Here is a 19,796-nt window from a genome sequence, read left to right as displayed (position 1 = left end):
GGGACGCACAGCAACATACGTGTCACCCGCAGTGAGTCAACATGGCCGACGCCACGAACCGGGCGACGGACACCCGGGAATACCCCACCCGGTACCTCCGTTGGAGGTGTCGAGCAAGGAGGAGACAGTGGAGCAGAAGTACTACACGCACGGGACGGCCGCGGAGCGCTGGGACCGTGCCCAGATGTTCTTCGACGCGAAGGAGTACGCGAACGCCGCCCGGATCCTCGACGGTCTCGTCGAGGAGGTTCCCGAGCAGACCGGTCCCCGCCTCCTCCTGGCCCGTTCGTACTACCACTCGGCCCAACTGCGCCGCGCCGAGACCGAGTTGCGCACCATCGTGGAGCGCGACCCGGTGGAGCACTACGCCCGCCTGATGCTCGGCCGCACGCTGGAGCGCCAGGGCCGGACCGACGAGGCGGGACCGCACCTGCGAATGGCGTCGGCCCTCGCGGGCGACTTCAACTAGAAGTCACTCCGTTACGGGCACGCACTCGGCGAGCAGGTCGACGATGTCGCGCCAGGCGCGCCGCGCGTGCCGGGGGTGGTGACCTACGCCGGGGACCATGGGGTGGTCGACCGGCGGGTGGTGGAAGGCATGCAAGGCACCGCCGTAGACCGCGAGGCGCCAGTCGACGCCCGCTGCCTGCATCTCGGCGGCGAACGCTTCCCGTTGGGCGGGCGTCATGATCGGGTCTTCCGACCCGACCCCCGCCCACACGGGGCAGCGAATGTGTGCCGCCTCGCCCGGTCGGCCCGTGGTCACTGCGTTGACCGTTCCGATCGCCCGCAAGTCGACGCCGTCGCGTCCGAGTTCCAGCGCGATCGCACCCCCGGTGCCGTAGCCGACAGCAGCGATCCGGTCGGGGTCGGTCCGCGGCTCCGCGCGCAGCACCCCGAGTGCCGCGTGGCCGATGCCCCGCATCCTGTCGGGGTCGGCGAGCAGCGGCATGCACCGGGCCAGCATCTCCTCGGGGTCGCCCAGATAGCGCCCGCCGTGGAGGTCGAAGGCCAGCGCCACGTATCCCAGCTCGGCCAGGGCATCGGCTCGGTGTCGCTCGACGTCGCTGAGCCCCGTCCCCTCGGGCCCGATCAGGACGGCGGGGCGGCGGTCATCACCGGCGGGGAGTGCGAGGTGTCCGGTCATCGTGAGGGAATCGGCCGCGTACTCGACCGTACGTGTGGTTACCGTCGTCATGAGTCTGGACCGTAGTGCGCTTCCCGCCAGGTCGGGCCGGTGTTCACCGCCGGCGGACGGCGATCCGACCGCGCCGTGACTCGGCTAGCCTTGCTGAACGATGAACCGCACAGATCAGCCCGCTCAGCCCGCGCCGGCCCCCCGGCTGACCACGCCCTGGGGAGACGTCGACCTCACCCGCTTCCCGGAGAACCCCCGCGACCTGCTGCGCGCGTGGGACGCCGCGGACACGTACCTCCTGCGGCACCTCGCCGAGACGGAGACGGACCTGACCGGGGCGGTGACGGTGGTGGGCGACCGCTGGGGCGCTCTGGCCACGGCACTCACGGGGATCCCGGGCTGCACGCCGACCCCGATCTCGGACTCGTACCTCGGCCATCAGGCGACGTACGCGAACCTGACGCGGAACGAGCACGCGGGAGCGGCCCGTCTCCTCACCACGCAGGACACCCCGCCCCAGCGCATCGACGTCCTTCTGATTCGCGTCCCGAAGAGCCTCGCCCTGCTCGAGGACCAGCTGCACCGCCTGCGCCCCGCCGTGCACGCGAACACGGTGGTGATCGGCACCGGCATGGTGAAGGAGATCCACACGTCGACGCTGAACCTGTTCGAGCGGATCATCGGCCCGACGCGCACGTCACTGGCGGAGAAGAAGGCGCGCCTCATCTTCACCGAGCCGGACCCGTCCCTCACCCCGGCGCCGAATCCGTGGCCGCACACCTATCAACTCCCGTCCGGCATCGGCCCGTTGTCGTCCCGCCCGGTCGTCAACCACGCGGGCGTGTTCTGCGCGGAGCACCTCGACATCGGCACGCGCTTCCTCCTCCAGCACCTCCCCCAGGGCACCGACGCACGCACGATCGTGGACCTGGGCTGCGGCAACGGTGTCGTGGGTACGAGCGCCGCGCTCACCCACCCGAACGCGGACGTCGTCTTCACCGACGAGTCGCACCAGGCGGTGGCTTCGGCGCGGGCCACGTACGCGGAGAACGTCGGCGACCGCCCCGGCAAGGCCGACTTCCGCGTCGCCGACGGCCTCGCCGACACACCTCCCGGCTCCGTGGACCTGATCCTCAACAACCCCCCGTTCCACACCCACCAGGCCACCACGGACGCGACAGCCCACCGCATGTTCACCCAGGCCCGCGCGGCCCTCCGCCCCGGCGGCGAACTGTGGGTGGTCGGCAACCGCCACCTCGGCTACCACGTAAAACTTCGCCACCTCTTCGGCAACAGCCAACTGGTGGCCAGCAACGCGAAGTTCGTCATCCTGAAGGCAACCAAGCGCGAGCCCCGCGGCCGACGCGACTGAGGGTGTTCAGGCCCGCCCGTGCGAGACCGGCATCGGCATCAGCGGGAACAGTGCACAATGCACTCCCGTGACTGAACCGCATCCGCTCCTCGCGTACTTCACCCGCGCGTCCGACGGTGGATTCCCGCCCTGCGACGGCGGTGTGACCGTGCTGCCGCCACTGCCCGGCGGCCTGGAATGCTCCGTCGCGTTCACCGGACACGCGGTCGTCGCCACGGCCCTGCCCACCGCCGACGTACAAGGACACGCCCCCGACGGCTACGGTGCCTCCCTGGCCCCCGACTTCCTGCGGTACCTCGCCGGACCCGCCGGATGGATCGGCTGCACCGACGCGACCCTCACCGCGCGGGGCACCGGAGGCACCCCACGTCTGGCAGACCTGACGCACGACGTGACTGACCACCCACGTGTGCTCCACGCCCGCGAACTGCGGGCACATGTCGAGGTCCACGGCGACGAGCGAGGCCTCATCACCCTCGCCGACGGCCTCGCGGGACGCCGCGAGCTGAGCATCGACCTCCACGCGTCCCACGGCGGCGGCCGAGGACACGGACGCTCCCTCCTCGCCGACGCCCTCTCCCTGGTCCACGACGGCGAACCGGTCTTCGCCGCGGTGTCCCCCGGCAACGCGCGTTCCCTCCGCGCCTTCTTGGCATGCGGCTTCACGCCACTCGGAAGCGAGGTGATCCTCCGCCCAGCACGGTCGGATCGCCCCGATCACCCCGAACGCCCCGCGCCCCAAGCCTTGTAGGAACGAGGCGCTCCGGGTCACGATGCCCGCATGAAGGGTGATCTTTTCGCGAATGAGTACATGGTGCAGCCCGCCGTCGCGCCGGGCATGACCGTCCAGAACGCCAAGTCGATCCGGTATGTGATCGACGGCGAGATGATGGCCCGGCAGGGGGCGATGGTCGCGTACCGGGGGAATCTGACGTTCGAGCGGAAGGGGCAGGGCGTCGGCGGCATGCTGAAGCGCGCCGTCACCGGGGAGGGGCTTCCCGTGATGAAGGTGCGTGGTCAGGGCGAGGCATGGTTCGCGCAAGAGGCGCAGAACGTGTTCGTCGTGGACATCGAGCCCGGCGACGTGTTCACCGTCAACGGCCGCAACGTGCTCTGCTTCGACCCCACCCTGACGTACGACATCAAGACGGTGAAGGGCGCCGGGATCAGCGGCGGCGGACTGTTCAACAGCGTCTTCACCGGGCACGGCCGGCTCGGACTCGTCTGTGAGGGCAATCCGCTGGTACTGCCGGTGTCCCCGCAGCAGCCCGTGTACGTCGACACGGACGCGGTCGTCGGGTGGACCGCCGGCCTGCGCACCTCACTGCACCGTTCGCAATCGCTCGGCTCGATGATCCGCGGCGGCTCTGGGGAAGCGGTTCAACTCATGCTGGAGGGCGAGGGGTTCGTGGTCGTCCGACCCAGCGAGGCGACCCCGCAGAAGCCGCAGCAGCACTAGGGCCGTTCTGACGACATCGGAGAAGTACCGGCTCAGACGACCAGGACCCGGCGTCCTCGCGTGTGCCCGGCGTGGCTGTCGACGTGTGCCGTCGCGGCCTCGGCCAGCGTGTACGACTTCTCGACCGGGATGTGCAGCTTCCCACGCGAGATGAGTGCCACCGCCTCGGCGAGGGCTTCCGGCACGCTCCCGGCCGCGCCGGAGAACCGGACCCCGAACTCGGGCGCACCGAGGTCGGCGATGGAGATCACCTTCCGGGGGTCCCCGGTCAGTTCGACGAGTTCGGGGATCACACCCGAGCCGGCCAGGTCGAGCGCCGCGTCGACCCGGCCGAACTCCCGGACCCGCTCCACCCAGCCCTCTCCGTACGTCGTGGCGTGGGCGCCCAGACCGCGCAGGTAGTCCTGGTTCGCCGCCCCGGCCGTACCGATCACGTTGATGTCGCAGTCGCGGGCGATCTGCGACACCGCCGAACCCACTCCCCCGGACGCGCCGCTGACGAGCAGCGTCTGACCCGGCCGGACGCCGACCTCACGGATGAGGCGCAGCGCGGTCTCCACCACGGAGGGGTACCCCGCGGCCTCTTCGAACGTGAGCCCATCCGGCATCCGCGCCCAGGCCGTGAGCACCGCGAACTCGGCGTAGGTGTCTACGCCTTCACCGAACACGCGGTCCCCGACCTCGACCCCTTCGACGCCCTCGCCGACCTCGTCCACCACGCCCGCGGCGTCCAGCCCGACCCCGGAGGGCAATTCGGTCGGGTGGGCGCCCAGGACCTGCCCCTCGCGGATCCTCCAGTCGACGGGGTTCACACCGGCCGCACGCACGGCGATGCGTATTCGGCCCGGGCCCGCGTGGGGCTCCTCGGCATCGATCAGGTGCAGCACGTCCGGGCCGCCGAACTCGTCGAAGCTCACTTTTCTCATACCGTCGAACGTAGCACTAACGGTTAGGTTTTCACGACCGATAGCTTTTCAAAACTGTTCCAAGCACGCATCTGCTAGCGTGCGGGCATGACCGAGCCGCAGTCCGGACGTCGCGAGCGCAAGAAGGCCGCGACCCGCCAGAACATCGCCGAGACCGCCCTGCGGCTCTTCCTGGATCGCGGGTACGACGCCGTGGGTATCCGAGACGTGGCCGCCGAGGCCGACGTCGCCGTCACCACGGTCTTCTCCCACTTCGCCTCGAAAGAGGCCCTGGTGTTCGAGCAGGACCAGAACTTCGAGCAGCGCCTCACGCGGGCGGTCACCGACCGGGCGCCGCACGACCCGCTCGTCCCCGCCCTGCGCCACGAGATCGAGGCCCTGGTCCGGCACTGCACATCGGACAGCGCCGCACCGATCTGGCAGATGATCGAGTCGTCGTCGGCCCTGCGGGAGTACGAGGAGTCGATGCGGCTGCGGCACGCGGAGTCGCTGGCCGCGGCCATCGCCGACGACCCCGAACTGCCGTACACCACCACGGCCTGCCGGACGATCGCGAGATTCGTGATCGACGCGTTCGCGCTGGCCCGCGAGGCGGCCGATCCGGACTCCGCACTCGACGAGACCTTCCGGATGATCGACGCCGCCTGGGCGGCCTGCCGCCCCGTCACGACCTGAGCGGGCCAGGAGCCGCCGCCAAACCGGCTGGAAGTCGGCGCGCGGTGCGCTCGCGTGTTCCTCGCCAACAGCGGCTTCGTCGCCGCGCCCGAGAAGACCTGCCACGCCCGATCCGGCGCCGACGGTCGCGTACGTACGGCGGCTCCGCCAGAATGTGGCCGATGGCAGCGACGGCCGACCCCACTCCCGACGCCGCCCCCGGAGTCCGGCTCTCGTCGGCGCGCGGGCGGTGGATCCTCGCGTGTGTGGTGCTGGCCTCCGGCATGGCCATGCTCGACGGGACGGTCGTCAATGTCGCCCTCCCGACCATGGGGCGGGACCTCGGCGCCTCTCTGTCCGCGCTGCAATGGGTCGTCAACGCCTACATGTTGACGCTGTCCGCGCTACTCCTGTGGGGCGGCGCGATGGGCGACCGGATCGGCCGCCGACGGGCGCTCGTCCTGGGCGTGGCATGGTTCGCGGTCGCCTCCGCGGCGTGCGGGCTGGCGCCGAACGAGGGCGCGTTGATCGCGGCGCGGGCGCTGCAAGGAGTCGGCGGGGCGCTGCTGACACCCGGATCGCTGGCGTTGGTGCGGTCGGTGTTCCATCCCGACGACCAGGCGCGGGCGGTGGGCGCCTGGTCGGGGCTGACGGGCGTGGCGGGGGCGCTCGGACCGTTCCTCGGCGGGTGGCTGATCGATGGGCCCGGGTGGCGGTGGATCTTCCTCATCAATGTGCCGATCGCCGTGGTCGTGCTGGTCATCGCGGTGCGGTACGTGCCCGAGAGCCGGGACACCGCGGCCGCGGACGCCCCGTTCGACCAGGTCGGCGCCGTGCTCGCGGCGGTGTGTCTGGCCGGGGTGAGCTACGCGCTGATCGGGTCCTCGGGCGGCACGTTCTCCGTGGCGACCGGCCTCGCCGCGCTCGTCGGGGTCGTGGCCGGTGTCGCCTTCGTGGCCGTGGAGCGGCGGCGGGCCGCACCGATGCTGCCGCCGTCACTGTTCCGCTCGCGCCTGTTCAGCGCCGCGAACGCGATGACACTGTGCCTCTACGCGGGCATCGGCGGCATCCTGTTCATGCTGCCCGTCCATCTTCAAGTCGCCCTGGGCTACGACGCGTTGGAGGCCGGGGTGGCCACCTTGCCGGTGACGGCGCTGATGCTGCTGCTGTCGCCGAGGGCCGGAGATCTGGCTCGCCGGGTGGGGCCGACGCCGCCGCTGGTCGTGGGGCCCGCCATCGCCGCGATCGGGGTACTGCTGATGCTGCGGGTCGGTCCGGGGTCGTCGTACGCGGCCGATGTGCTGCCCGCGGTCGCCGTTCTCGGGCTCGGCATGAGCCTCTTCGTGGCCCCGCTGACGACGACGGTCCTCGCGTCGGTGGAACCGGAGCACGCCGGTCTCGCCAGCGGCGTCAACAACACGGCGGCGCGGGTCGCGCAGCTGTTGGTGGTGGCCGCGCTGCCGCTGGCCGTCGGCCTGTCGGGCGATGCCTATACGCGGCCCGAGGCCGTGGACACGTCGTTCCACCGGGCGGCGGCCGGCTGCGCCGTGCTGTTCGTGCTGGGCGCCGCCACGGCAGCCCTGTTCATCCGGCCACGTGCGGTGCGCCCACGCCTGAAGGACGCACCCCGCCCCCAGTGCCGCTCCCATCTCGGCGTCTCCGCGCCGGCGTTGGAACCGGGCAGCGAGCAACGACCGTAAATGCACGCACAATCCGGGCGCCGGCCGTCGGGAGCGGCTCACCGGTCGCTGTCCGCAGGCCTCCCCGGTCGTTCCGACAGCGGGGACGCCGCGCGGAGTTCGGGGCCGCGCAGGCTCAGAAGCTCCTCGAACTCCCGCATGCGGCCCGCCTGGTACGCGGCGATGCTCTCCGGGTCGTACGCGTAGAAACCGGCATGGTCCTGGAGGCCGCGGCGGTGGGTCGCCATGTTCTCCTCGACGACGGCCGGCGCGCGGAACCGGTCGCCGAGCTGGGCGGTCAGGTAGCGGGAGGCGTAGTACAGGATGTCTCCGCCACCCCAGTCGATGAATTCCAGCGGGCCGAGCACGGAGAAGCGCGTTCCGAGGCCCGCGCGTACCGCCAGGTCGATGTCGGCCGCGGTCGCGACGCCCTCCTCGACCATGCGGGCGGCCTCGTTCATCACGAGGGCCTGGAGCCGGGGGACGATGTAGCCGGCCGCGGGGCCGCAGACGACGGGGATCTTCCCGATCCGGCGCAGCAGTTCGGTCATCCGCTCCACCTGCGCGGGGTCGGTACGGTCGCTGCGGCTGACCTCGACGAGGGGCATGAGGTCGGCGGGGTTCAGCCAGTGCGCATTCAGGACCCGGCTCGCGTCGCCGACCAGGTCGGCGATCTCGGTGACGAGGAAGGTCGAGGTCGTCGACGCGATGAGCGCGTCGGCCGCCACATGCGCGTCGACCCACGACAGGATGTCCCGCTTGACCTCGATGACCTCGGGCACGGCCTCGAACACGACGTCCGCCTCGGCGAGCCGGGCCTGTGCCGCTTCGCGATCGCACACAGCGAGCGTCGCCGGTCGCCCGGAACCGGCCTCGCATCGCAGGCGCGCCCTCACCTGTTGCTCGGCCGCCTTCCGGTAGTGCGCCCGGTCCTCGTCCGCCTCCTTGACGTCCGCGAGGGTGACATCGAGCCCCGCGGTCAGGAAGGCACGCGCGATGCCCTGCCCCATGCGCCCGGCGCCGACCACCACCACGTCGATACGTCGCTCCGTGTCCGTCATGCCGGCACCCCTTCGTGAAGCAGCTTGGTCAGTGCAGGACGGGAGAGCCGGTCCAGGCCGAGGGACTCCAGCGTGCGTCCTTCGGCGTACAGGTCCTTGCCGGTGACGGCGGACGCGACGCTCAACAGGCCCTGCGCGACGGGGGTGTTGACGTCGGCCCAGCGCCCCACCGACACGAGGAACGACAGGCCGAGGCGGGTGTCCTCCAGCATGTAGCGGTGGCCGAGCAGGTCGATCCGCTCCCGCCAGTCGCCGCTGTCCGTGAGCCGTTCGTGGGCCGCGCGGCCGTACATCCACTCGTCGCCGTCCGCCGCGTAGTGATCGGCGAGCGGGAAGTGCGGGGCCGCGTAGCCGAGCGCTTCGCGGACCGCGACCCGTTCGGCGTCCAGGGCGTCGGTGACCCGCCGGACGGACGGCTGGGTTCCTTCGTTGTGGATGTCCCAGGACGAACTGTGCTCCAGGGGACCGGCGTTCATGAGGATGAGCGGAGGATGGATCACAGGACCGGCATTCATGAGCGCGCCGCTGAGGCTGTCCTCGACCGGCTCGACGGACGGATAGGCCTCCCGCAGCACGCGGAACGCGGCGTCGGACGAGCGGGCGGGGAAGACGCCGGTGGGCAGCCGCGTCGCATACCCGCTCACGACCACCTCGTACGGTCCGTGCGTACGCGCCAGATAGGGCAGCGTGCCGGTCTCGGCGAACGCGACGTCCGCCGTGTTGCCCGCTTGCGCCATTGCCTTCGCGAAGAGCATCGTTCCGAACGTGCCCGGCGGCAGGAACACCACCTGCCCGTCCTGGAGCAGCGGCGCCACCCGGGCCGCCAGGTCCTCGTGCACGGTGGCCGGCAGCGGTACGACGACGAGTCGCGCGCCGCGTACGGCTTCCGCGAGGTCCGCGACGGGCTGGATGACCCCCGCGCGTGCCGCGTCGCTCACCGGTACCTTCCTGCTGCCGCGGTGATCGCGAACCGCGAGGGCGCCGAGCTCGCGCAGTCCGTCCAGCGCCTTGGCGTCCCGCCGCCACCAGCGCACGGTGTGGCCGTTCTCCGCGAGTTCCGCCGCCGCGGCGAAGCATCCGTGCCCGCCGCCGAGAATGGTGATGTCCATGTGTGCTTCCGTTCCCTTCAGTTGAGCGTACGAAGCGTGGTGTCCGGTTCCTGCGCGGCGAGCCGTTCCTCGCGTGCGAGGCTGCGGCGGAAGTGTGCGCAGCCGCGCCACAGCAGCACGATGCTGCCGACCGAAGCGACGCCGTACACGAGTGACAGGGACGTACCGATGCGCTCGCTCGACCCGAGCAGTTCGTCGGTGACCAGCGCGACGAGCGTCGTGCCGAGGCCCACGGCGGTGAGGTTCGAGATGAGCAGGAAGACGGCGGACACCTGGGCGCGCATCTGGTTCGGGCTGAGCACCTGCATCGCGGCGGTGGACGCGGGCATCGGGAACGAGGCGAAGAACATCGTCACCACGAGCAGCGCCAGCGACAGCCACAGGGGTCTGACGTGCGGGAAGACGATGACCGGGACGAGCATGCCGATCGCGCCGATGACACCGGCGCGCATCGCCCCGTCCGGGTGACCGAGCTTGGTGAGCCGGTCGACCAGCCATCCGCCGAAGAGCACTCCTGAACCGTTGGCCAGCAGGACGACACCGCCCAGCACATAGCCGACCTCGGTCGCGCTCAGTCCGAACGCGCGCATGTAGAAGGCCGGCAGCCACGCCATGAGGCCGAGCAACACCATCGCGTAGCAGGAGAATCCGGCGTAGTGACAGATGAACGTCCGGGCATGGCTGCGCAGGAACGTGAACACGTCGCGCATGGCCACCTTCCGTACGGCTCCCGCGGAGTCCCGTGCCAGTCCGCGCCGCACCGGGTCGCGGACCGTCAGCAGGAACACGAGCGCGACGAGCAGTCCGGGCAGACCGATGACGAAGAACGTCAACTGCCAGGCGCGCACGTCGCCGACGAGCGGCAGGGACACCTGGTCGACGTCCTGGAGCAGCCCGATGACGTACCCGCCGATGATGAACGCGGTGCTGCCTCCGATGAACGAGCCGAGCGAGTAGATTCCGGCCGCCCGGCCCAGCCTGCTCTTCGGAAACATGTCGGCGAACATCGAGTACGCGGACGGGGTCAGCGACGCCTCGCCCACCCCCACCCCGACGCGGGCCAGGAACATGTGGGCGAACCCCTTGCTCAGCCCGGAGAGCGCAGTGGCAAGGCTCCACAGCGCGATGCCGATGGAGATGATCACGGGGCGCGAACGGCGGTCGGCGAGCGCCGCGATGGGCAGCCCCATCACCGAGTACAGGACGGAGAAGGCGAGCCCGCTCAGGAGACTGAACTGCGTGTCTGTCAGGCTGAGATCACGCTTGATGGGTTCGATCATCAGCGACAGGGCCTGCCGGTCCACGAAGGACAGGACGTAGGCGGCCGTGCAGATGCCGACGATGTAATTCTTGTACCGCTCGGACATACGGGGTGCGGGTTCGAGGTCGGTTTCGGACAGCTGCGACTGCTCGGTCATGGGACGGCGCCTCATCGGGTCTGGGTGCGACGAGTTGAACCGGATCAACGAGTTGAGAGGCTAGCCACGCCCAACTCGGCCAGCCATCCCGGGAATCCCGGTGCGGGGTCGGGGATTTCCCGCATCACGTGGGGCGGGAAAGAGCCGGCCCGCGGAGGTCCTAGAGTGGGGGCGGTCTTGAAACAGCAAGGAAATGGGGCACACGTGGTCGACATGGCAGCCGCGGCGCAGAAGGTCTTCGACCGGTACGACGTCGACGGGGACGGGCAGTTGACTGCCGAAGAGTACCGGCAGGTCGTCGCGGAGCTCGGTGACACGGGTGTCACCACGGAGGCTGCGCAGGCCCTCATCGACACCATCGACACCGACGGCGACCGGCAGGTCTCGTTCGAGGAGTTCCGGGCCTCGATGGGGCTCTGATCCCCGACACACCAGTCGCACCCACCTGTGCCCCCGTATCTGCGGATACGGGGGCACAGGTGTGTGCGGGCTTGGTGTGTCGGTCGCTGGGAGTAGGTCCTGCGCCCGAGGCGTGCGTCGCGCCTGCCTGGCTAGGGTCGGCCCGCATGGAGACCACAGGAATTGTTCGCCGCCCGAGGGCGGAGCGAACGCGCGATGCTCTGGAGCGGCTCGCCACCGAACGGGACGTATGGGTGTCGTCGGCTCACCCCGAGCACGGCCCGCACCAAGTGCCGCTGTGGTTCCTGTGGGACGGGCGGGCGGTGTGGCTGTGCACCGGCGCCACGTCCGCGACCGCGCGAAACGTCGGCGTGGAACCGCGCGTGCACCTGTCGCTGCCGGACACCTTCGACGTACTGCTCGTCCAAGGTGAGGCGGAGTGTTTCCCGGACCAGGAAGTACCGGAGGGCGCGGCGGACGCGTTCACGGACAAGTTCGGGTGGGATCCGCGCGCGGAGGACGGCGACTTTCTGTACGTACGCGTGGCCCCGCGGACGGTACGCGCCTGGCGTGGCGAGCCGGAACTGCGCGGACGCGTCATCATGCGGGACGGAGAGTGGCTGGAATAACGGCCGCCCCTCGGTCCACGCCGGGCCCGAGTTCCCCGCGAAGACCTTGACACGCTCACGACCACTTGTATGGTCTAGTCCAAGCAACGGCCGTTCAGCTCAAGGGAGTTCAGGGTTCACCCGCGCCATCCGCCGGGTGGACTCCCTCCTGCCTCCACCTTCGCGCCTCTTGGCCCCACCCTCGAGAGGCCGACCCGGGCGTGCGCCCCCACTTCACGCACGCCCCGGGAAGACCTGAAGTGAAGGAGTACGCATGAACGCCAGAAGGAAGACCGCCGCACTCATCGGCGCGGCCCTCGCCCCGGTCATCGCCATCAGCCTTCCCGCCGGTTCGGCGAGCGCCCACGGCTACATCTCCACCCCGCCCAGCCGGCAGGCGCAGTGCGCGGCGGGCACCGTCTCCTGCGGTGAGATCACCAACGAACCGCAGAGCGTCGAAGGCCCCAAGGGGCTGACGAGTTGCAGCGGCGGCAACAGCCGGTTCGCCGAACTCGACGACGACTCCAAGGGCTGGCAGGTCACTTCAGTCTCCCGTAACACCACCTTCGAGTGGAAGCTGACGGCGCAGCACGCCACCAGCACCTGGGAGTACTTCGCCGGTGGTCAGGAGATCGCCGAGTTCAACGACAACGGCGCGAAGCCCGGCGCCACGGTCACCCACGACGTCGACTTCGGTTCCCTGACAGGGCATCAAAAGGTGCTGGCCGTCTGGAACATCGCCGACACGGCGAACGCCTTCTACGCCTGCATCGACGTGAACGTGGGCGGCTGAGCGAGCACCTCGGTACGGCGGCGCCGCGGGTCTTCCCCCACGGCGGGCCCCGCCCGGCCCGTCACGGCCCACGGCGCCGCACCCCCACCCCCACCAACCCCCCACCACTCTCCCTCGATCGGAGTGCTTCGCCATGCGCTTCCGCATGCTCACTCTGCTGTCCGCGACCGCATCCGCCGCCACCCTCGGGGCACTGGCCCTGGCCGGCCCCGCGTCCGCCGAAAAGGTGGACGCGCAGGCCGACTTCGTCGTCAGCCAGAGCCAGTTCGACCAGATGTTCCCGGGCCGGAACTCCTTCTACACGTACGAAGGCCTGACCGCCGCCCTCAGCGCCTACCCGGGGTTCACCGGCACGGGCAGCGACACCGTGCGCAAGCAGGAGGCCGCCGCCTTCCTCGCCAACGTGAGCCACGAAACCGGCGGCCTGGTCCACGTCGTCGAGCAGGACACCTCCAACTACCCGCACTACTGCGACAGTTCGCAGTCGTACGGCTGCCCGGCGGGCACCGACAAGTACTACGGACGCGGCCCGATCCAGCTCAGCTGGAACTTCAACTACAAGACCGCGGGCGACGCGCTCGGCATCGACCTGCTCAACAACCCCGACCTCGTGCAGAACGACGCGGCCGTCGCCTGGAAGACCGGCCTGTGGTACTGGAACACGCAGACCGGCCCCGGCACCATGACCCCGCACAACGCCATGGTCGACGGAGCCGGATTCGGCGAGACCATCCGCAGCATCAACGGCACCCTGGAATGCAACGGGGCGAACCCCGGACAGGTCCAGAGCCGTATCGACAACTACAAGAAGTTCAGCCAGGTACTCGGTGTCGACCCGGGCGCCAACCTGAGCTGCTGAACCGAGAACACCGCCGTCGGTGAGACGGCGTCGCGCGCCCGTGGCGGAACCCCCGCCACGGGCGCGCTTGCCTCTTCGCGTCCTGGACGACACACGGCGGAAGGGTGTGCCGAAGCGGTTGTCGGGAAACCGTCCCGAAGTGCGCCGAGTGATCAATGTGCGGAGACTCGGCCCTGACGAGCAGAGATGAGGACGACAGGGAGAGGCGGCATCGGCACGTGGCCCACACACCTTCCGACGGCCCGACCGGCGGCCCGAGCACCAGAGGCCGCAAGCGTATGCCGGAGACAGTCGCGGGCATGCCCCAGCACGTACGGGAGGAACTCGCCCGCCGCCTGCGGCGCACCAAGCGGGCCTACCGCAAGCAGGACGTCCAGGTCGTCGAGAAACCGCTGCTCAAGCGGGCTGTCAGCGCCTCGGCGCTCGGCAACTGCATGGAGTGGTTCGACTTCGGCGTCTACAGCTATCTCGCCGCGACCATCGGCAAGGTGTTCTTCCCCGGCGCCTCCCCTGGCGCCCAGCTGATCTCGTCCTTCGCAACATTTGCTGCCGCATTCGTGGTGCGACCGCTCGGCGGCCTCGTGTTCGGGCCGCTCGGTGACCGCATCGGGCGGCAGAAGGTGCTCGCCACCACCATGATCATGATGGCGGCCGGAACATTCTCGATCGGACTCATCCCGAGCTACGAGACGATCGGAATGGCCGCTCCCATTCTTCTGCTCGTCGCCCGAATGGTGCAGGGCTTCTCGACCGGTGGCGAATACGGCGGAGCCACCACCTTCGTCGCCGAGTATTCGCCGGACCGACGACGTGGCTTCCTCTCCAGCTGGCTCGACTTCGGCACCTTCGTCGGGTACGCCCTGGGCTCCGCGCTCGTCACCGTGCTGAACGCGGCTCTGTCGGACGACCAGATGTTGTCCTGGGGCTGGCGCCTGCCGTTCCTGATCGCGGGACCGCTGGGGATCATCGGCCTGTACATGCGGCTGAAGCTGGAGGAATCCCCCGCCTTCCAGCAACAGCTCGACGACCACGAGAAGAACCTCGCGCAGGACTCGGTCGGCAGCGAGTTCAAGACCATCGTCCGCGCACACTGGCGCCCCCTGCTGGTGTGCATGGGCCTGGTCCTGCTCTACAACGTCACGAACTACATGGTCACGGGCTATCTACCGACCTATCAGACGGAAACGCTCAACCGCTCCAGCGGCTCGGCGGACGTCCTGGTGCTCATCGGCATGGTGTGGATCGTCATCCTCATCACCTTCCTCGGGCGCCTCAGCGACCACATCGGCAGGCGCCCCCTGTACGCGGGCGCGGCGATCGCCATGATCTTCCTCGCCGTCCCCGCCTTCCTCCTCATCAAGTCGGCGGGCACCTGGCCACCCATCTTCGGCGTGCTGATCCTGTCCACACTCCTCGCGTGTTTCGCGGCGCCGAGCGCCGCCACGCTGCCCGCGCTGTTCCCGACCGCGGTGCGGTACGGGGCGATGGGCATCGGCTTCAACTTCGCCGTGGCGGCGTTCGGAGGCACCACCCCACTGGTGACGGAGGCGCTGGTGAACGCGACCGGGAACAAGCTGATGCCCGCCTACTACTTGATGGCGGCCGGGGTCATCGGCCTGATCACCGTCAAGTTCCTGCCGGAGAGCGCACAGTTGCCGCTCAACGGCTCCCAGCCGATGGTCGGCTCGGCAGAGGAACAGAAGGAACTGATCGACACGTCACAGGACTTGTACCGATACGCCAAGGAAGAGTCCTCGACACACTGAGACGCACTGAGACGCACTGAGACGCCACTGACCGACTTCATCGCGCCCCGCCCCGTCACGCCACCGCATTGCGAGCGACGTAGACGGTGTTGGTCGAGGCCCCGCCCTGAAGTGGGTTGTCGAACTCGACGACGTGTGCGGAGGTCTCCACGAAGGCCTTCGCGAGCACCGAGCCGAACTCGTCGTCCGGCGGGTCGTTCGACCACAGCGCGAACACTCCGCCGGGAAGGAGCAGTTCGGCCAGCGCGGTCAGACCTTCCTGGCTGTAGAGCGCTGCATGGCTGGGGTGCAGCACGTGCCGCGGCGAGTGGTCGACGTCCAGCAGGATCGCGTGAAAGCGCCGACCGGGAGTCTCGGGGTCGAACCCGCGCGGGGCCGCACCGGCGCCGTCGTCCGTGCTCCCCGCCGCCATCGCGAAGAAGTCCCCGTGCACCAATCGGCACCGGGGGTCAGACGCGATGGCCTCGCCCAGGGGTACGAGCCCGCGCCGATGCCAGTCGATCACCTCCGCGAGCGCGTCGACGACGATCAGCGAACCCACCCGCGGATCGTCCAGCGCCGTACGGGCCGTGTACCCGAGCCCGAGCCCGCCCACGACGACGTCGAGCTGCCCCTCACCCGACCCGGCCAGACCGAGTCGGGTGAGTTCGACCTCCCCCTTGGTGAAGAGGCTGGACATCAGATACTCGTCACCGAGCTTCACCTCGTAGACGTCCTGGCCCGACACCGGGTCCCGCCGCCTTCGCAGGCTGATCTCGCCCATGGGCGTCGGACGCCAGTCGATCTCCTCGAAACGTGCGCTCATCCTGGGTCCTTCTCTGTCGTTGCGCGCTGCCGCCGGCGGATATGGGGTGCGCCCCAGGAACGTACCCCTGCCGCATGGTTCACCCATGCACCGCCGGCCGGAGGTTCCTCAGGCCGCCGTCAGCGACGCCAGCGCGCGGTCCATCGCGGCGGTGAACTCTTCCGGCGTCAGCGACAGCCGGGCCTTGACGTCCCGGCTCCACTGGTCGGCGAGGACCTCGGTGGAGCCCGCCTCGACGCCGTCGAGCGCCGCGTCTGCCAGGTCCGCAGGCGCGAGCTTGGCCACCGGCCAGCCGGAGGCCATGTCGGTGTCGGCCAGGCCGAGGTGCACCGCCGTCACGAGCGTGCCCTGCTCGGCCAGCTCCAGGCGGACGCCGTTGGTCATGGCCCAGGCGGCGGCCTTGGTCAGGTGGTACGCGTTGGCACCCGCGCCCCCGAACCACGACATCGCGGAGAGGACGTTGACGATCGCGCCCCCGCCGTTCCCGGCGAGCGCCGGCGCGAACTCCCGGATCATTCCCAGGTGGCCGAACATGTTGGTCTCCAGTTCGAGCCGTACCGCGTCCAGCGAACCGGTCACCAGGTCGGTCCCCGTCTGGATCCCCGCGTTGTTGACGAGCAGCGAGACGTCCGGGGCGGCCTCGGCGGCGGCCCTCACGGATGCGGGATCGGCGATGTCGAGGGGCAGCACCTCGACCCCGGGCAGGTCGACGGTCTCCGGACGGCGGGCCGTCGCGTAGACCTTGCGGGCGCCCCGTTCGAGCAGGCGCTGGGCGAAGGCGCGGCCCAGGCCGCGGTTGGCTCCGGTGACGAGGGCGACTGAGTTGTTGATGTCCATGTCCGGTACGCTAAAACCTGACGCTGACGTCAGAGGCAAGCGCCGCCCGCCAGGATCAGGGTGAGAGGGATCACATGACCGTCACAGAGTCCGCGGCCGAGCGGCTGATCCGCATCGGCGAGGTGGCACGGGGTGCCGACGTCTCCGTACGCGCCGTGCGCTACTACGAGCAGCAGGGGCTGCTCGTCGCGGAGCGCAGCCCCTCCGGCCAGCGCCTCTACCGGCAGGACGCCATCTCCCTGGTCCGCTTCTTCCAGCGGATGTACGCCGCCGGCCTGACCAGCCGAAGGATCACGGAACTCCTCCCGTGTTGGGACTCCGGGCACACCGACGCCGAGCAACGCGCCATGCTGCGCGCCGAGCGCGACCGCATCCAGGCCAAGGCCGACGACCTCCAGGCCGCCCTGGACCGCCTCGACGAGGTCATCGCGATCACGGACACGCATCCGTAGGCACGGTCGACGACCGGACGCCGCACCGCGATCTACGGCCGGAGTGCTCGCCCTCAGAACGGCCCCGAACTCACCGCACCACGACCGGCACCGTCACCCTCACCGTCTGGGGTCGGGTCCCGTGGCGCGCCTGGTGCACGTCGCGGTACGAGCCGTCAGCCCGGCGCCGCTGGTACACCAGCGTCAGCCGTGCCGCGCCCTTGCGCAGCCCGCGCAGCGTCACCGTGCCGTCCTCGACGCGTACCGACGCCTGCCCGGCCGGCCGCAGTTCGGCCCGCACCCGATTCCCCGGCGCCGACAGGTCGAACGCGGCGCCCGCGGCACTGCGCACCGCACAGGCGACGTCCACCGTCTCGCCCACGCGCACCGCGGCCGGTCGGGCGGTGAGCGTGAACGGCGCGGTTCCGGTGGGCACGGGTTCGTCGCCGGTGGACTGGTCGATGGTGAGCAGCGGGCGGCCCGCGGCGTCCACGTGGTGGTCGTCGATCCGCAGCCGCTCGGTGTAGACGACTCGGTCGGGCGACGTGGGCGACGTACGGCCGTGGTGCACGTAGTACAGCTCGCGGCCGTCCGGCGATGAGGTCTGACTGCCGTGGCCGGTGGAGTACATCCCGACGTCGGGATTCTGCGAGAGCACCGGGTTGTTCGCGTATTTGCGCCACGGGCCCAGCGGATGCTCCGCGACGGCGTAACCCACCCCGTAGTACTCGTTCTCGAAATTGTTGGCTGAGTACGTCAAGTAGTAGACGCTGCGCCGCTCACCGGCGTGGACGTACGTGTGCCGCCAGGCCGTGGAGCCCTCTTCCCAGCGGCGGTCCTTCTTCGAACCACCCGACGTCTCATGGTCGTTGACGTGTGCGTCCTCCCACGGCTGGGGGTCGGCCGCGTAGGTGAGGACCGGCACGAACCCGTCCCGGCGCCGCGCATCGGATTCGGTCCCCGCGTTGGCGTCGACGTAACGGGGCTCAACGGTTGGCATGGTGGCGCCCTCGGGATCCCGCCACCAACCCGTAGTCAGCTCGACGGCGGCGATATTGGACTCCTCGACGTACTTGCCGAGCCGGGTGTCCCAGACCCAGTTGCGGTAGGCGTTACTGGAGAAGTACAGATAGATCCGCCCTTCGTCGAAGAGCAGGTTCGGGTCGATCATCGGGATGTAGGAGCCCAGCGGCGCGGTGCGCCCCTCCTCCTCGGTGGCCGGCGGGGTGAGCTGGTCGGCTCCCATGATCAGATTGACGTCGTGGTAATCCGGCTTGTACGGGTGGTAGTCGAGCGGCCGGTCGTCGATGTTGCGGAACGGACCATCGGGCGTCCGGGAGACGGCGACCCCGATCGAGCACGGCTCCTCGAAGTCCGCGTAGCCGAAGTACTGTTCGGAAAGCGCGCTGCCCATGCGGGCCGCATAGAACAGGTAGTACAGACCGGTGTCGGAGTGCCGATACACCTCCGGCGCCCAGAACCAGTCCTTGCCCCACTGCTTCGGGTCATCGGCGCGCAACGCACCGCCGGGCAGCCGCTCCCACGTCGACAGGTCGGGCGAGCGGTGCACACCGAAGTAGAAGCCGTCGTCCGAACCGCCCGTGCAGTACGCGTAGTAGTAGCCGCTGGGCTCGTCGAACAGCACGTAGGGGTCGCCGCCCGACGTCGTCGCGTCGTTGACGTACGTGGCGTCGGTGACGGTGGACGCGTGCGCACCACGGGCGGGCCGCCGCTCGGCGGCAACGGCGGCGCCGGGCACGAGCACCGCGGCGGCGAGGGCCAGCGTCCCACCGAGGACGGCACGTCTGGCGGGCGGGAACGAGGGGCTTGCCGGCTCGCGGCTCATGACGGCACCTTCTTCTTCAACGGTACGGCGGACAAACGAGGTTGGGGCCCTCGGTCAGCAGCCGCCACAGTTGTAGAACGTCACGTCCCAGTGGTTTCCCTCGTCCGCGTACACGTTGCCGGACGTGGCCTTGTACTGCGGAGCGCCGTCGCCGCGCAGACCGATGTAGGTGAAGTGGTTCTTGACGTAGCTCGTGACGCAGGTGTTCTTACCGAAGTCCAGCTTGTAGCCGTTCCAGTGCGAGTACGTGCCGCTCGCGTGGCCGGTCTCGGTGCCACCCGTGATGTTGAGCGCGCACCCACTGGCTGTCTTCAGCGTCTGGGCTCCCTGGGCGGTGGCGAGATTGAGCTGGTCGAACGATGTGCACGTGGACACATTCCGGTCGGAACAGCCGCCGGACGACGACCAGGTGATCCCGACCGACCTGAACATCGACGTCGCCGTCGCATGCGAGATCTTCGTGGCGGCGAACGCGTCGGTCGAGTTCGCCAGTACGCCGAACCCGGGGGCGACGAGAGCGCCCGTGGTGAGGGCGAGTGCGGTGAGCGCGGAGCGGATACGCATGGGGAATCGCGGCCCTTCCTGCCAGTGCCTGAACGGGGTGTGACAACTGTGACGCAGGTGGATCGGCACAGA

21 protein-coding genes are annotated in these 19,796 nt (G+C 69.7%); 12 read left to right on the top strand and 9 right to left on the bottom strand.

Features of this window, described 5'->3' with window-relative positions:
• The first annotated feature begins 184 nt into the window (after window positions 1–184).
• Window positions 185–469 carry a tetratricopeptide repeat protein gene (locus tag ACWD2L_RS04040; protein WP_451187729.1) on the top strand — a complete coding sequence of 95 codons (285 nt, stop codon included), beginning with the start codon at window positions 185–187 and terminating at the stop codon, window positions 467–469.
• 3 nt (window positions 470–472) lie between these two features.
• Here ACWD2L_RS04040 and ACWD2L_RS04035 read toward each other — a convergent pair whose 3' ends face one another.
• On the bottom strand, window positions 473–1,198 hold the full coding sequence (locus ACWD2L_RS04035) for a dienelactone hydrolase family protein (protein WP_351330824.1): 726 nt from the start codon (window positions 1,196–1,198) through the stop codon (window positions 473–475).
• A 100-nt stretch (window positions 1,199–1,298) separates the two neighbouring features.
• On the opposite strand from ACWD2L_RS04035, the gene ACWD2L_RS04030 reads away from it, so the two are divergent.
• The 3 genes from ACWD2L_RS04030 to ACWD2L_RS04020 all read left to right on the top strand — a co-directional run bounded on the left by ACWD2L_RS04030 (window position 1,299) and on the right by ACWD2L_RS04020 (window position 3,969).
• Window positions 1,299–2,510, top strand: a complete 1,212-nt coding sequence (locus ACWD2L_RS04030) for a methyltransferase (RefSeq protein WP_351330826.1) — start codon at window positions 1,299–1,301, stop codon at window positions 2,508–2,510.
• 67 nt (window positions 2,511–2,577) lie between these two features.
• Window positions 2,578–3,261, top strand: coding sequence for a hypothetical protein (locus tag ACWD2L_RS04025; protein WP_351330828.1), 684 nt, complete (start codon window positions 2,578–2,580; stop codon window positions 3,259–3,261).
• Window positions 3,262–3,291: 30 nt separating this feature from the next.
• Complete coding sequence (locus tag ACWD2L_RS04020; RefSeq protein ID WP_351330830.1) at window positions 3,292–3,969, top strand: AIM24 family protein; 678 nt, start codon at window positions 3,292–3,294, stop codon at window positions 3,967–3,969.
• Window positions 3,970–4,001: 32 nt separating this feature from the next.
• Here the strand turns inward: ACWD2L_RS04020 and ACWD2L_RS04015 are convergent, their stop codons facing one another.
• A complete protein-coding gene (locus ACWD2L_RS04015) occupies window positions 4,002–4,895 on the bottom strand; it encodes an NADP-dependent oxidoreductase (protein ID WP_351330832.1) in 894 nt (297 codons plus the stop codon).
• 87 nt (window positions 4,896–4,982) lie between these two features.
• Here ACWD2L_RS04015 and ACWD2L_RS04010 point away from each other — a divergent pair, with 87 nt between their 5' ends.
• Window positions 4,983–5,570, top strand: coding sequence for a TetR/AcrR family transcriptional regulator (locus tag ACWD2L_RS04010; RefSeq protein ID WP_351330834.1), 588 nt, complete (start codon window positions 4,983–4,985; stop codon window positions 5,568–5,570).
• 161 nt (window positions 5,571–5,731) lie between these two features.
• Window positions 5,732–7,249 carry an MFS transporter gene (locus tag ACWD2L_RS04005; protein WP_351330836.1) on the top strand — a complete coding sequence of 506 codons (1,518 nt, stop codon included), beginning with the start codon at window positions 5,732–5,734 and terminating at the stop codon, window positions 7,247–7,249.
• Between the two features lie 38 nt (window positions 7,250–7,287).
• On the opposite strand, the gene ACWD2L_RS04000 is transcribed toward ACWD2L_RS04005, so the two are convergent.
• Genes ACWD2L_RS04000 through ACWD2L_RS03990 form a run of 3 tightly spaced genes read right to left on the bottom strand, consistent with a single transcriptional unit; the run spans window position 7,288 to window position 10,816 of the window.
• Window positions 7,288–8,289: a 3-hydroxyacyl-CoA dehydrogenase NAD-binding domain-containing protein gene (locus ACWD2L_RS04000; protein WP_351330838.1), complete on the bottom strand. Its 1,002-nt coding sequence runs from the start codon at window positions 8,287–8,289 to the stop codon at window positions 7,288–7,290.
• Window positions 8,286–9,398, bottom strand: coding sequence for an NAD/NADP-dependent octopine/nopaline dehydrogenase family protein (locus tag ACWD2L_RS03995; RefSeq protein ID WP_351330840.1), 1,113 nt, complete (start codon window positions 9,396–9,398; stop codon window positions 8,286–8,288). The genes ACWD2L_RS04000 and ACWD2L_RS03995 overlap by 4 nt, the downstream gene beginning before the upstream one ends.
• 17 nt (window positions 9,399–9,415) lie before the next feature.
• Complete coding sequence (locus tag ACWD2L_RS03990; RefSeq protein ID WP_351330842.1) at window positions 9,416–10,816, bottom strand: spinster family MFS transporter; 1,401 nt, start codon at window positions 10,814–10,816, stop codon at window positions 9,416–9,418.
• 213 nt (window positions 10,817–11,029) lie between these two features.
• Between ACWD2L_RS03990 and ACWD2L_RS03985 the strand changes: the two genes are divergently transcribed.
• From ACWD2L_RS03985 to proP, 5 genes are all read left to right on the top strand, one after another.
• A complete protein-coding gene (locus ACWD2L_RS03985) occupies window positions 11,030–11,236 on the top strand; it encodes an EF-hand domain-containing protein (protein ID WP_351330961.1) in 207 nt (68 codons plus the stop codon).
• A gap of 146 nt (window positions 11,237–11,382) precedes the next feature.
• Window positions 11,383–11,844, top strand: coding sequence for a pyridoxamine 5'-phosphate oxidase family protein (locus tag ACWD2L_RS03980; RefSeq protein ID WP_351330844.1), 462 nt, complete (start codon window positions 11,383–11,385; stop codon window positions 11,842–11,844).
• Window positions 11,845–12,097: 253 nt separating this feature from the next.
• Window positions 12,098–12,616 carry a lytic polysaccharide monooxygenase auxiliary activity family 9 protein gene (locus tag ACWD2L_RS03975; RefSeq protein ID WP_351330846.1) on the top strand — a complete coding sequence of 173 codons (519 nt, stop codon included), beginning with the start codon at window positions 12,098–12,100 and terminating at the stop codon, window positions 12,614–12,616.
• 133 nt (window positions 12,617–12,749) lie between these two features.
• Window positions 12,750–13,475: a chitinase gene (locus ACWD2L_RS03970; RefSeq protein ID WP_351330848.1), complete on the top strand. Its 726-nt coding sequence runs from the start codon at window positions 12,750–12,752 to the stop codon at window positions 13,473–13,475.
• 299 nt (window positions 13,476–13,774) lie between these two features.
• Window positions 13,775–15,241, top strand: coding sequence for a glycine betaine/L-proline transporter ProP (proP, locus tag ACWD2L_RS03965; RefSeq protein WP_351330850.1), 1,467 nt, complete (start codon window positions 13,775–13,777; stop codon window positions 15,239–15,241).
• Window positions 15,242–15,296: 55 nt separating this feature from the next.
• Here proP and ACWD2L_RS03960 read toward each other — a convergent pair whose 3' ends face one another.
• Window positions 15,297–16,046 (bottom strand): polyamine aminopropyltransferase, encoded by a 750-nt coding sequence (locus tag ACWD2L_RS03960; RefSeq protein ID WP_351330852.1) that lies wholly within the window; start codon window positions 16,044–16,046, stop codon window positions 15,297–15,299.
• Between the two features lie 108 nt (window positions 16,047–16,154).
• Complete coding sequence (locus tag ACWD2L_RS03955; RefSeq protein ID WP_351330854.1) at window positions 16,155–16,883, bottom strand: SDR family oxidoreductase; 729 nt, start codon at window positions 16,881–16,883, stop codon at window positions 16,155–16,157.
• A 74-nt stretch (window positions 16,884–16,957) separates the two neighbouring features.
• Between ACWD2L_RS03955 and ACWD2L_RS03950 the strand changes: the two genes are divergently transcribed.
• Window positions 16,958–17,335 carry a MerR family transcriptional regulator gene (locus ACWD2L_RS03950; RefSeq protein WP_351330856.1) on the top strand — a complete coding sequence of 126 codons (378 nt, stop codon included), beginning with the start codon at window positions 16,958–16,960 and terminating at the stop codon, window positions 17,333–17,335.
• Window positions 17,336–17,405: 70 nt separating this feature from the next.
• Here the strand turns inward: ACWD2L_RS03950 and ACWD2L_RS03945 are convergent, their stop codons facing one another.
• Together ACWD2L_RS03945 and ACWD2L_RS03940 are read right to left on the bottom strand one after the other, a co-directional pair.
• Window positions 17,406–19,160, bottom strand: coding sequence for a family 43 glycosylhydrolase (locus ACWD2L_RS03945; RefSeq protein ID WP_451187168.1), 1,755 nt, complete (start codon window positions 19,158–19,160; stop codon window positions 17,406–17,408).
• A 54-nt stretch (window positions 19,161–19,214) separates the two neighbouring features.
• Window positions 19,215–19,724, bottom strand: a complete 510-nt coding sequence (locus ACWD2L_RS03940; RefSeq protein ID WP_351330860.1) for a hypothetical protein — start codon at window positions 19,722–19,724, stop codon at window positions 19,215–19,217.
• Window positions 19,725–19,796 lie beyond the last annotated feature (72 nt).

The sequence above is a fragment of the Streptomyces sp. NPDC002754 genome, from assembly GCF_053592315.1.
Note: the sequence above shows the minus strand (reverse complement) of the source record. Positions and strands in the feature narration are given on the sequence as shown.